General features: G+C 41.6%; 2 protein-coding genes. Both read left to right on the top strand.

Features of this window, described 5'->3' with window-relative positions; translation table 11 throughout:
- Positions 1-3,332: beta-ketoacyl synthase N-terminal-like domain-containing protein (locus tag OCI93_RS19935; protein ID WP_261627141.1), on the top strand; the 3,332-nt coding region annotated here is incomplete at its 5' end.
- A gap of 13 nt (positions 3,333-3,345) precedes the next feature.
- On the top strand, positions 3,346-13,206 hold the full coding sequence (locus OCI93_RS19930) for an SDR family NAD(P)-dependent oxidoreductase (RefSeq protein WP_261627139.1): 9,861 nt from the start codon (positions 3,346-3,348) through the stop codon (positions 13,204-13,206).

Genomic DNA, 13,206 nt, shown 5'->3' with positions numbered 1-13,206 from the left:
CGGCGCAAAGTGCGTTGTTGCAGCAGATATATGATGAGTATGATTTAGATATAGGGCAGTTGGGTTATATAGTGGCTCATGGAACGGGAACGAAGCTGGGAGATTCGGTGGAGTTAACGGCGCTGGAGTCGGTGTTAGCAGAGCGAGGAGCGGATGTAGGGCAATGTGCTTTAACGTCGGTGAAAGGTAATTTGGGTCATACATTGGCGGCATCGGGCTTGGTGAGTGTGGTAGCGCTGGTAGAGGCGTTACGTCATAAGGAGATACCGGGTAGTTTGTACTGTGAGCAAGAGAATGACTACATAAATTGGGCGAAGAGTCCATTGTATGTGAACAAGCAGTTGAAGGCGTGGGAAAGTGATGGATTACGAATGGGAGGAGTAAGCTCATTTGGAATGAGTGGGACGAATGCGCATGTAGTGCTGCGAGAATATGCAGAGCGGGGGAGGGAGGAAGCGCGAAGTAGGGCTGGATATTTATTACTGATATCGGGTAAGGGAGAAGCGGATTTATTGGCACAGTTGTCGGCTTTGGAGCAGTACTTGATGTCGGCGCCGTCGGACTTACGGATGAGTGATTTGAGTTACAGTTTGTGTGCGCGCAGGATGCATCACAGTGACAGAGTGGGGATGGTAGTAAGCACGGTATCGGAGGCGATTTCATTATTATGTTGCATTCAATTGGCGGGTGAAGATAGTCGCTATGTAAGGGGTGTGGTAGAGAGTGAGCATGGTGTTAAACGGGGTGCATTACAACGTCGAGGAGAGTCGTTACTGGCAGAGGAAGGTGTACAGGGTGTTGCGGGATTGTATGAGTTGGCACAGCTTTATTGTGAAGGGTATAGCTTACCTTGGTGGCGAATGCAGCAATGGGAAGCGGTGCAGCACCTAGATTTACCTGCTTATCCTTTTGCTAGAACAGAACATTGGTGTGAAACACTGAATAAGTCATCAGCCGGGGTTGCACAAGCTACTTACTTACATCCTTTCGTGCATAAGAATTGTTCTACTCTTACACAGCAAATATACAGAAGTCATTTATTCCCAAGTGATGTTGCTTTATCTGATGAAGTGAATACAACACAGGCAAGGTTGTCACACTTGCAGGTCCTTGAAGCCGTAACTTTTGCGTGCATACATGCTTGTAGTGATGAAAATTCATCGCTAAATCAATTTCAGTTATCATCATTTAATTGGATGCAACCATGCTATATATCTTCATCAGGTTTGGATTTATATATTGAAGTGGGCACCAGTCAGCAAGACTGCTTGAGTTTTGATTTGGGTCATATCAAAGGTAATTGCAAAGAAATAATATGCCAAGGTCATTTTTCTAAGATTAACAATCTAGAATTTAATATTCTTGATTTGGAGATTATAAAGAATAGCAGCGATGTGTTTTCAGGTATTGAAGAATCTAAGGCTTATAAACAGTATTGGTTATATAAAGATAGCATATTGCTGCAGTTGAATGACTGCGTTCAAGCATCGTCATTTAACTGGTTAACGAGTGAATTATTAAACTTGTTACTTTTGCGTTTAGATCCTCAGCTGCATGATATAGATAATATTAATATACACAAAGCACAAGTTTATAATACTTCTGAATTTGGTAAATACGTATGTGTATCGCTTTTAAATCAGAACAAGTTATTGACAGTGACTTTATGTGATGAACAGGGCAAGCCATGTGCAAGTCTTACTTTCATGATAGGGACGGCTGTTCAATTGGAAGTGCTGAGCGTTGACAAGCAGGATATGAGTACTGATTTTGATGAGGCAGATTTAAGTGTATTATTGTGTGAAACATTGGCTAAGGTATTAAAACAAGCACCTCAAGATCTTTCGCAAAAAACACCTTTTGAGAGATATGGTTTAGACTCGATTTTAGGCTTAAGTTTTGTTGAGCAAATTAATAAAACCTTAAATATCACGCTTGCTCCTACTTGTATTTTTGAATATAGTTCAGTTGAAAAGTTAAAATCTTATATTTTGCAAGAGTATAAAGATGATTTGCTAAAAGTAAAAAAATCACAGGGCAGCCTTACAAAAACTAATAATATAGATGGGCTGAGTGGACCAATAAAAATTAAAAATATAAAAAAGCCACATAATATAAAACATAATGAACAGGATAGTATTGCGATTATCGGTATGTCAGGTCAGTTTTCTGGCGCAGACAATATTGATGATTTTTGGCAGTTATTAGTCGCAGAGGATGACCAAGCATTCATCCAGAAGACTCAGGATATAGAGTCTTTAAAGATACAAGGAAAGAATAATTTTGACTCGTTGTTCTTTGGTATTTCACCCCATGAAGCTGAACTCATGCACCCGCATCAAAGGTTGATTTTAGAACAAAGCTGGAAGTGTATTGAAGACGCTAGCTATGATCCGCTTAGTTTCACCGGTCAGCAGGTAAGTGTGTTCGTAGGTGCTGAGCCATTAGGCTATTTCAATGAGTCGTTTACGGGATCATCTGAAGCAATTATTGCATCTCGTATTTCACATTTCCTTGATCTAAAAGGACCTGCGTTGGTCGTTAACACAGGCTGCTCATCTTCTGCTGTTGCAATTCATTATGCATGTGAAAGCTTACGTACTGGGGAGTCAAACATGGCGCTTGCAGGTGGTGTGTATGCCAACCTTGATGAAAGCGCACTTAAATATCTTGCTGATGTTGGAATGTTATCTAAAACCGGCTACTGCGCTACATTTGATGCTGCTGCTGATGGCACACTGTTTTCTGAAGCCGTGGGGCTGATAGTACTTAAAAGGCTCTCTGATGCCCAACGGGATAATGACAACATTTACGCCACCATAGCTGCATCGGGAGTAAATCAGGACGGTGGGAGTAATGGCATAACAGCACCCTGTGGTAAAGCTCAGGAAGAATTAATAGTAAATACTTATCGCAAATATGGTGTAAATCCTGAACATATTAGTTACGTAGAAGCACATGGAACAGGAACGCCACTTGGCGATCCGGTTGAAGTAAATGCCCTTAGCAGAGCGTTTAGTCACTTTACTGATAAGTCACATTATTGTTTGCTTGGTAGTCTGAAGCCCATGGTTGGACACACATTAGCTGCCTCTGGAGTAGTGAGTATGATTAAAGTCGTTAAATCAATGCAGAATGGCTGTTTACCTGGCCTCAAAAACTTCTCAACACTCAATCCAAATATTCACCTTGAGCGGTCGCCTTTTTACCTCAGTGCACAGTCAAAGTCATGGCAAAGTGAACAGACTCCTTTAATGGCGGCAATTAGCTCTTTTGGACATAGCGGAACTAATGCACACTTTGTGTTGCAAGAATATTCTCAATCGCATTAAAAATGGAAAACAGATGTCAGTGAACAATAAAAATAACACCGCTCACACTCAGTTAGTACCGGTATCTGCGCGTACAAAGGACAGTTTGAGAATGAATGTCCAACAGTTGTATGAATTTTTGCAGCGTATGCCGAGTCAAAATAAAGAAGATGTTAGTCAATTACAGGCGTTTGCGCATACATTACAAAGTGGTCGCACTGCACTCAATACCCGAACGGCGTTTATCGTGACGAGTTTAATTGATGCACAACAACAATTCGAACGGTTTTTACAGCTTTTTGAGCGTAATGATGTGGATGGTTCGATAGCAATATTGCGAAATAGTGAGATTGAGAAACATCAAAACCAACATCATGAAACACCAATTAAAGCTATTAATGAAATGTCGGTTGCTGATTTTGAATGGGTAAAAACCAATTGGTTGGCTGGTTACCCTATCAGTTGGCCGCTTTTATATCAGGGGCAGAAGGTTAAGCGCATGCGTCTACCTAGTCATGCCTTTGCTGAGGTTAATCATCGCAGCAACAAAAGTGCTCTGCAACCACAACAAACATCTCACGATGTTGAGACGATGCAAATGTTTGCAAAGCCTCTAGTACTTACACCACAATGGAGTTTACTAAATGAAGCGCCTTGTCGAAATTTAGATGTAAATGGGCTGGAAGTGTTATTAGTTGGTGCAGGTGCCCATAAAGTCGATTTGGCAAGCTTAGAGCTGCAGCAGGTTTATGCACAGTTACTTGAGTTTGAAGTAGATGATTCTATTAGCAACTTATGCGATAAAATGGACGAAATGGTGCGTTTTGACAGCATTGTATTTGTACCATCTGATGTGCATTTTGACTTAGCTGACACTGCAAATACGATTAAGGCACAAGCGTCAGGTGTAAAATATTTTTTCAGGGTATTAAAGGCCCTGATGAGAAGTGGTTTTGATAACGAATCGCTCGATCTGTATTTCCTAACGAACAATGCTCAGGCAGTGTTTGATGGCGAAGTCATTAACCCAACACATACAGGTATAACCGGGTTGGCTGGCGTTGTCGCCAAAGAGAATGTCAATTGGCATGTCAGATGTATTGATATTGCGGTCGATACGTTGAGTGAAAAATTCTCTGAAATCTTATCGGTAAATAGTAATGAATCTGGAAATAATCTAGCGTTTAGAGGTAACCACTGGTACCAGCCTAAATTGAGTAAGTTGACATTGCCGAGCAAAGTACAAACGCCATATAAACAAAAAGGTGTTTATTTAGTGATTGGGGGAGCTGGGAGTATTGGTTTTGATTGGACCAAAATGATCGTGGATAAATACGATGCTAAGGTAATTTGGTTTGGTCGAAGGCAGATAGATGAGCGTATTGCGCGTAAGTTAGAATATTTCCCCTGTGCAACTCGCCCAGTTTATATGTCTGTTGATGCCAGCGATATAGATGCATTTTCTCAAGCTCATCAACACATCCTGCAAGAATATGGGCCTATTGATGGTGTTATTCACTCAGCGATGGTTGTTAAAGGTCAAAACGTTGCTACTTTGGATGAACAAGACTTTGAGCAGTTGCTACAGGCTAAGGTAGATGTTTGCGTTAACATAGCTAAGGTGTTTGCAAATCATCCCACAGACTTTCTATTATTTTTTTCTTCAATTAACGCCTATACAAAATCGCTCGGACAAAGCGGCTATGCGGTTGGCTGTACATTCAAAGATGCCTTTACCCAAGCTTTGGCGACTTCACGTAATGCATATACCGTCAATTTTGGCTATTGGGACAGCGACGTAATCAATTTAGAAGAGACGAAAGGGTTACGTAGTTGGATGGCCAGAGAAGGTATGGCAACTGTGATGCCACAAGAAGCGTTCCCAATCATTGAACGGTTTCTATCCAGCTCAGTGAATCAGATCTCACTACTCAAAGTGACTAAAGAGCACGCTTTACGCGAGATGAATGTCGATCTGAATGAGCAAAAATTTGCCTTATTACGTGCTGATACTCAGGCTATAAAGCATCATATGGCTGATCTGTATGGCAAAATTTGTATAGATGATGTACATCAAAGTGAAGAACGTCACTTTGAGCTCGACAGTTCGCACACTATTGCCCAGTTGTTAGCAACGTACCTAGCTGGAAAACTTTATGAACTTAACATACTAAAAACATCGGCAGTGTCGAAAGTTGACTTAGTCGATATCACGAATGTGTCTTCTAAATATCACTTGTGGGTGTCTTCGAGTATTGAGTTTTTACTGGATTATCAGTTTATTATTTTAACAGAGCAAGGCTATCAGTTGGACGAGCACAAGCTTGTTCCAACAGATAGCTTTTGGACAATGTGGCATGAGCACAAAATACAGTGGCAATCTCGTCAGAACTTAATAGCGCAGTTACAGTTTGTAGAGCTTACTTGTCGTGAACTTGAGTTGGTGTTACAGGATGAGCGAACTGCAAGCGAGCTATTGTTTCCAGGTGCAAGCATGCACTTAGTTGAAGAAATTTATAAGCACAGCAATGCGGGTCAATATTATAATCAAGTTGTTGCTCAGGCTGTGTTCAATCTTGTTGCGCAGCATATAAAACAGAATCCAAATGCGAAAGTAAACATTTTAGAAGTCGGCGCAGGAACTGGGGCGACGAGTGCCGAGATCTTCACTCGGCTGCAGGAATTTGAACAAAATATTGCACAATACTGCTATACGGATATTTCAAAAGCTTTTTTACTTCATGCGCAAACACATTATGGTCCAAGCCATGATTATCTGGATTATGCGATTGTTAACCTTGAGCAGCCATATATAGAGTCAGGGTTACGTCCTGCACATTATGATATTGTGATTGCGACTAATGTGATTCATGCCACAAGTGATATATTAGCGGCGATGAACAATGTAAAAAGCGCACTGAAAGCGGATGGTACATTATTCATTAATGAGGTGTGTTCAAGGAGTATTTTTACTCATTTAACATTTGGCTTATTAGATGGTTGGTGGTTACAACGCGATCCACAATTGCGCTTATCAGGTAGTCCGGCACTGTCGGTAGAGCAGTGGCAAACTGTTTTCAAACGCATGTCTTTTGTGGCTCATGTGGTTACCGATGGCGTTGATGCTAATGCTATGCAAAGTGTTATTGCGGCACACAACATATCAAAGCTTACAGCTAGCTCTCAAGACGTTGAACAGCAACAGCAAGAAATAACAAGTCAGGTCACACTACAGCAAGCACCAACGCCAAACATTATCAAAAATGAAAAGCAGACTTTAGCTAACTCAGAAGCACTTGAAGATCATATCGAAGCGATAATCGTTACAAGCTTAGAAACAATTCTCAAAGTCAGTCAGCAAGAGCTTCAGGTGACAGAGTCTTTTGTCGATTATGGTCTGGACTCTATTTTAGGGTTGAGTTTTGTTGAAAAAATCAACGAACAATTAGGTATTACACTTAATCCAACCTGTATCTTTGACTTTAGTTCTGTAGAGCGCCTAACTGCTCATATTTTGAGTGATTATAAAAACCAGATCCAATGGCTGAGTGAACCTCAGTTTGCACAGGAAAATGAACAAAGTGAACAGCTGCGAGAAATTAGCAATGATCAGCCATATGACGCAACCCAAGAAATAGCGATTATAGGTATGTCTGGGCAGGCCTGTGGTGCCAAAAATCTTGATGAACTTTGGACATTGCTCAGTTCAGGCACTATCGCAACTGGGGAGATCAATACTGATTTGGTTGCAAGCTACGGTGGGAAGTCAACATTCTTTGGGGGCGTTTTAGATAACAGGGATAAATTCGATTCTCTATTTTTCAATATTGCACCACTTGAAGCTTGTGATATGAACCCACATCAGCGTTTGGTGATACAAGAATCATGGTCGGCTATCGAATATGCGGGCTATAACCCTAAAGCATTGGCGCTTTCTCGTACTGGCATTTATGTTGGTGCTGAGCCGGTTGGCCGCTCTAGTGCATCTGTGACTGGTGGCTCTGAGGCTATAATAGCGTCTCGACTGTCGTACTTTCTCAACCTGTCCGGCCCTGCTTTAGTGGTTAATACTGGGTGTTCATCATCTGGGGTTGCCATTCATCTTGCTTGTGAGAGCTTACGCCATAATGACACTGACTTGGCTTTGGCTGTGGGGGTATTTGCCAATTGGGCGCCAAGCCTAGATAGTGTGGTAGGTGGTGCAGGTATGGTGTCGCAAAGTGGATATTGTAAAACCTTTGATGCTGCTGCTGATGGCACAATTTTGGCGGAAGGCATCGGTGTGCTCGTGTTAAAACGTTTATCAGAAGCACAGCAGGATAAAGACATCATTCATGCTGTGATAAGCGCCTCGGGCCTTAACCAAGATGGCGCGAGTAATGGAATTACTGCGCCGAGCGGACAAGCACAAGAAAAGCTAATTTGTGATGTTTACCATAAGTTCGCTATTGATCCGAACCTCATAAAATATGTTGAAGCTCATGGTACAGGAACATCACTTGGTGATCCGATAGAAGTGAACGCATTGGTCAAGGCATTTAGTCATTTTACCAAACAGCAAAGTTACTGCGCTATTGGTAGTGCTAAGCCACAAATAGGGCATGCAGCTGCGGCGTCAGGTGTTATGGGGGTGCTCAAGTCGGTATTGAGCATTCGTCATCAAATGTCATTGAAATTGGCTGGCTTTAAAACATTGAATCCGCTAATTGAGCTGTCAAACTCACCGTTTTATATTGCTACTGAAGATGAACCTTGGTTACCTTCAGATACCGCGCGAATGATAGCTATCAACTCATTTGGTCATTCAGGGACAAACAGCCATATCGTAGTACGAGAATACCTTAACCCGAGCGAGCCTGAACGTCAGCAAGAGCAAGTCAATTCATTGTATTTAATGCCTTTTTCAGCAAAAACGGTAACCGCATTATTGGCGAGTATAAACAATACACTCAAGTATTTAAATGACAATCCTGATATTGTTTCTAGTCATGCATTTTTAACTAACTTCGCGTATACAATGCAAACTGGCAGAGAAGCGATGCGCGAAAGGTTTATATGTGTCGTTTCGGATGTATCGCAGTTCAAAGATGTATTAATGCTAGTACTTCATGGTGATCAGAACTTGCCAGCTAATTGCTGGCGCGAAACAATTGCTTACAACACACAGAAGAAAAAACAATCTGAACTCATTTATCAAGACCTAGATTCATTTGAAAACCTTGAAAAATTTGCACTGGCATGGGTAAGGGGAGCAATGATTGAGTGGTGTCACTTCTATTCAGATCAGAAACCTATAAAGCTTGCCTTGCCAACTTATTGTTTTGATAATGAGGATTTTCCAGGCTATGGAAAGCAAGAGTCTACCGAGCTTGAACACACGTTTTCTGCTCACCTTCACCCTCTAGTGCAACAAAATGTCTCTGGTTTTAAACAGGTACTTTATCGTTCCACATTCGATGGCAGTGAAATGTTTTTAGCGGACCATGTTATTAATGGGCAGCGAGTTTTCCCTGGTGTTGGGTATTTAGAGATGGCTCGTGCGGCTGCAATTATGGCATTTGGTGTATCTAATACAGAAATTTGTCTCAAAGATATTGTTTGGTTAAGACCACTAATAATTGAAAATGTATGCCAAGTAGACATTCGTTTAGAAGCACAATCTGAATCAATCGCTAGCTTTAGCATCTTTAGTCAAAGTGTTGAAGGTGAACAGATACATTGTCAGGGAAAAGCTTGTTTGCAGCCTATTGCCGTGCCTTTACGCATTGAGCTAAACAGCCTAAAAGCAACATATAAAAAAGGCGTTTTGTCGCAGCAAGCATGTTACGAACAGTTTTCCGCTTTGGGTATACAATACGGAACAGGTTACCAATTACTCCAAGAAGTGCTCATTGGCTCACTAGGTACTTTGAGTAAAATTAGACTCAGTGAAGCACTTGCTTATTCATACCAAACTCCAGCAATCCTAGATGCATGTATGCATGGTAGCATGGGGTTGATGAGTCAACAGCAAGGTATTGGCAAAACTGCAACCATTCCTTTTGGTGTTAAGTCGGTGAGGTTTATTCAACAGCCACAAGGCATATTGTGGAGTGAGATAAAACCAGTTGAAACTTTGATTGATAGTGATACCCCCACTTTTGATGCTGCCATTTACAACAATGAAGGTGAATTATGCGTTCACATAGAGGGTTGGACATCAAGAAAAATTAACAGTGCAGTTGTAGGTGCCAGCCAGTATAACGCTATATTATTTAATAAACATTTAGTGGCAACGTTATGTGAGCAGCAGTTACACTGCCCTTATCAACAGCAACTTGTAATACTCAGTGGCTATGATGAGTCAGCCGCACATCTGTTTACTCAAGCATTTGCGGATGATGTTCAGGTTCTGCATTTATCACACGCTGAGTACGAGTATACCTATCAAGATAACCTCATAGCTTTGCAGCGATGCGTGCAGCAGTTTAAACGCGTAGACACTGGTTTTTTGTCTTTGCAGTTGATAATTAATGCTCAACATGATGCGGGTATGACACGCGCATTGGGTGGCGCGCTTAAGTCAATACGCAGAGAGCATGATGATCTGATCTGTCAACTAGTTGTGATTCAAGGAGAGCTAAATAGGCAGGTCGTAAAAGACATTGCGCTCTGTGCCCATGAGGTTTTGGACCATGAAGTAACTTACATTGACGGTATTCGACATGTTGCTAGATGGCAGATGCTTGCTTCTGAGCGCAAAGAGTTGCAAACACCCTGGCGTAATGAGGGTGTATACATGATTACTGGTGGGGCCGGTGGTTTAGGTTTAGTATTTGCGAAACACATTGCGAATAATGCCCCTGAAGCGACCATCATCCTGACTGGCCGTTCGGAGCTGCAGCCCGCAATCGAGGCTCAAATAAACGAACTGAATGAACAATGTCAAGCTGTTGTATATTGGAAAATGGATGTAGCCAATAACACAGATGTCACTACGGCTTTATCAAAAATCGTTGACCAATATGGCACTTTACATGGTGTGTTGCACGCTGCTGGGGTGAATAATGATGGTTTCTTCCTTGGCAAGAGTAATGCCGAGATAGAACGAGTTTTGTCTCCTAAAGTGAATGGAGTTCAGTTGTTAGATCATGCAACTGCAGACATCGCGCTGGATATGTTTGTGGTATTTTCTTCCACAGCTTCAGCGATGGGTAACTCTGGTCAAGTTGACTATGCTGCTGCCAACGGTTATCTGGATACATTTGTTGCACAACGAGCGAATGAAGTCACCATGCAGCGCCGCTTTGGTAGAAGCTTATCTGTCAATTGGCCGCTATGGGAAGCAGGTGGTATGCAAGTTGATGAGGTAACTAAGAAGAATCTAGAAATTCAAGCAGGTATGGTTGCCTTACCAGATCATATTGGTATAGAGGCTTTTCTTGAAGCCTATTATCATAATGCTGAACAAGTCATGGTAATTTATGGTGATCAGCAGAAAATTAAGTCCCTTGTAGTAGATAAAACTCTGGAAAAACAACTAGCAAAGAAACGTTTTACTTTACCTAAAATGACCTCTGAGCATGCAAACGCTCGATCATCAACGGAGTATGAAGCTAGTTTTGAACAACAAAAACTAGCCGCCGAAACCTATTTAACTAAGTTATTGAAAGAGTTTTTGCGCTTACCGGAGCATGTTATAGACGTTGACAAGCCATTTTTTGAACTTGGTATTGATTCAATTTTAGTGGTTAGCATTATTACTCGTATGGAGGAGCTATTTGGCTCATTGTCTAAGACACTATTCTTTGAATACAAAACTATATCTGATCTAGCACAGTACATTTGCCATCACCATGAAGGTGTACTTAATGAGCAGTTGCTTGATAAAAAACCTGTACAGACACTTACACATAAAATTACAACTGAGCCTATGGTGACAACACCTGTAGTTGAATGTTCAGAATCGCAACTTGCATTGAATGCATTAGCCCAAGGGAACACAGTTAATCATGATGTAGCTGTCATTGGGTTGGTTGGTCGTTATGCAATGGCGGATGATTTGCAGCAATTATGGGAAAACCTCAAAGAAGCTAAAGACTGTATTACTGAGGTTCCTAAGTCTCGTTGGGATCACACACAGTATTATTCTAAGCAAAGAAACACATTAGGTAAAACTTATACTAAATGGGGCGGATTTTTAGAAGATATTGAGTATTTTGACCCATTATTTTTCAATCTATCGCCAAGAGATAGTGCAGGCATTGACCCGCAGGAAAGGTTATTTTTACAAAGTGCTTATCATGTGTTGGAAGATGCTGGATATACTGCTTCTTCTTTGGCAAAAAGAGGTGCGGTTGGGGTATATGTTGGTGTGATGTATAACGAATATCAAATGTATTCTATCCAGGATGGTAAGTTGCCCTATTCGTTACTCGGTAGTATTTCTTCCATTGCCAATAGGGTGTCATATTTCCTTGATTTGAGAGGTCCTAGCATTGCGATTGATACAATGTGTTCATCGTCTTTGACTACCATTCATCTGGCTTGTCAAAGCATTATAAGAGATGAAGTTGTAGCAGCATTAGCTGGAGGTGTTAACTTATCCTTACATCCAAGTAAGTACTTATCATTGGCTCAAAATAATTTTGCTTCTTCAAATGGACGTTGCCAGAGTTTTGGTGAAGGAGGGAATGGATATGTCCCTAGCGAAGGTGTAGGAGTGACATTGCTAAAACGCCTTGACAGAGCGATTACTGATAAAGATCACATCTATGGTGTCATAAAGGGCAGTGCGGTGAACCACAGCGGTAAAAGTGCTGGTTACACTGTACCTGACCCCATTGCGCAACAACAGGTAATTGAGCAGGCATTACGTACTGCAAATGTTGACCCTCGCACGATTTCCTACATTGAGGCTCATGGTACTGGCACGGAATTGGGCGACCCGATTGAAGTTAAAGGTTTGGAAAAGGTTTTTGCAGGGAGAAAAAATAAACTTGCTGTTGGTGCTGTTAAATCCAACCTAGGGCATTGTGAAAGTGCAGCAGGAGTGGCCAGTGTGAGTAAGGTGTTATTGCAAATGCAATATCAAACATTGGTACCATCAATTCATTCTCAGCACTTAAATAAAAACATCGATTTCGATAATAGCTTCATTGAAGTACAGCAAGTTGTTTCGCCTTGGTCTAGACCTCAGTTGGATTTAGGTAAAGGGATGAGGGAGTACCCACTACGAGCTGGCATTTCAGCTTTTGGTGCCGGTGGGGCAAATGCCCATTTGGTAATTGAAGAAGCGCCGAACTGGATAAATGACAGCGTAGAGCTTCAACAGGCGTTTGCTATTGTGCTGTCGGCAAAGTGTTCACAAAGTCTTAACCTGCGTGTGCAGCAGTTGCATCAAGCCTTACTTAGTGGGCGTTATCAGCAAAGTGATTTGCCATCAATTGCCTATACCTTGCAAGTTGGTAGGGAACAGATGGAAGAGCGTGTTGCCTTTGTGGTCAATACAATGGCTGAACTTCATTCTGAGTTACGTGCCTACCTCTCCGATAGCGAAACAGCTGGATATCGTGGTAATGTTAATAAAAACAAAGAGCTGGTATCACTATTTAGCCAAGATGATGCATTAAAAGAAGTATTGCTAGAATGGTTAAAAACGGGAAAACTTGGCAAGCTGTTACCTATATGGGTAAAAGGTCTAGAGTTAGATTGGCAACAGGCGTACAGTGGAGATTGTCCACGTCGGATAAGCTTACCCTTGTACCCTTTTGCCAAAGAGCGATACTGGGTACCCAAGATTGAGATAAATGACACGCCGTTGGAAGTTGCACCTGCAAGCGAAGAATTAGATCGTATGTTGCAGGGGATTGCGAATGGCAGTATGAGCCTTGATGAGGCGTTACAAAAAATTTGA

This window comes from Pseudoalteromonas holothuriae, from assembly GCF_945859825.1.
GTDB classification, from domain to species: domain Bacteria; phylum Pseudomonadota; class Gammaproteobacteria; order Enterobacterales; family Alteromonadaceae; genus Pseudoalteromonas; species Pseudoalteromonas holothuriae.
Note: the sequence above shows the minus strand (reverse complement) of the source record. Positions and strands in the feature narration are given on the sequence as shown.

Coding starts and splice junctions, on each gene's coding strand:
- OCI93_RS19930 (WP_261627139.1), top strand. CDS start 3,346: ATGTCAGTGAACAATAAAAATAACACCGCTCACACTCAGTTAGTACCG.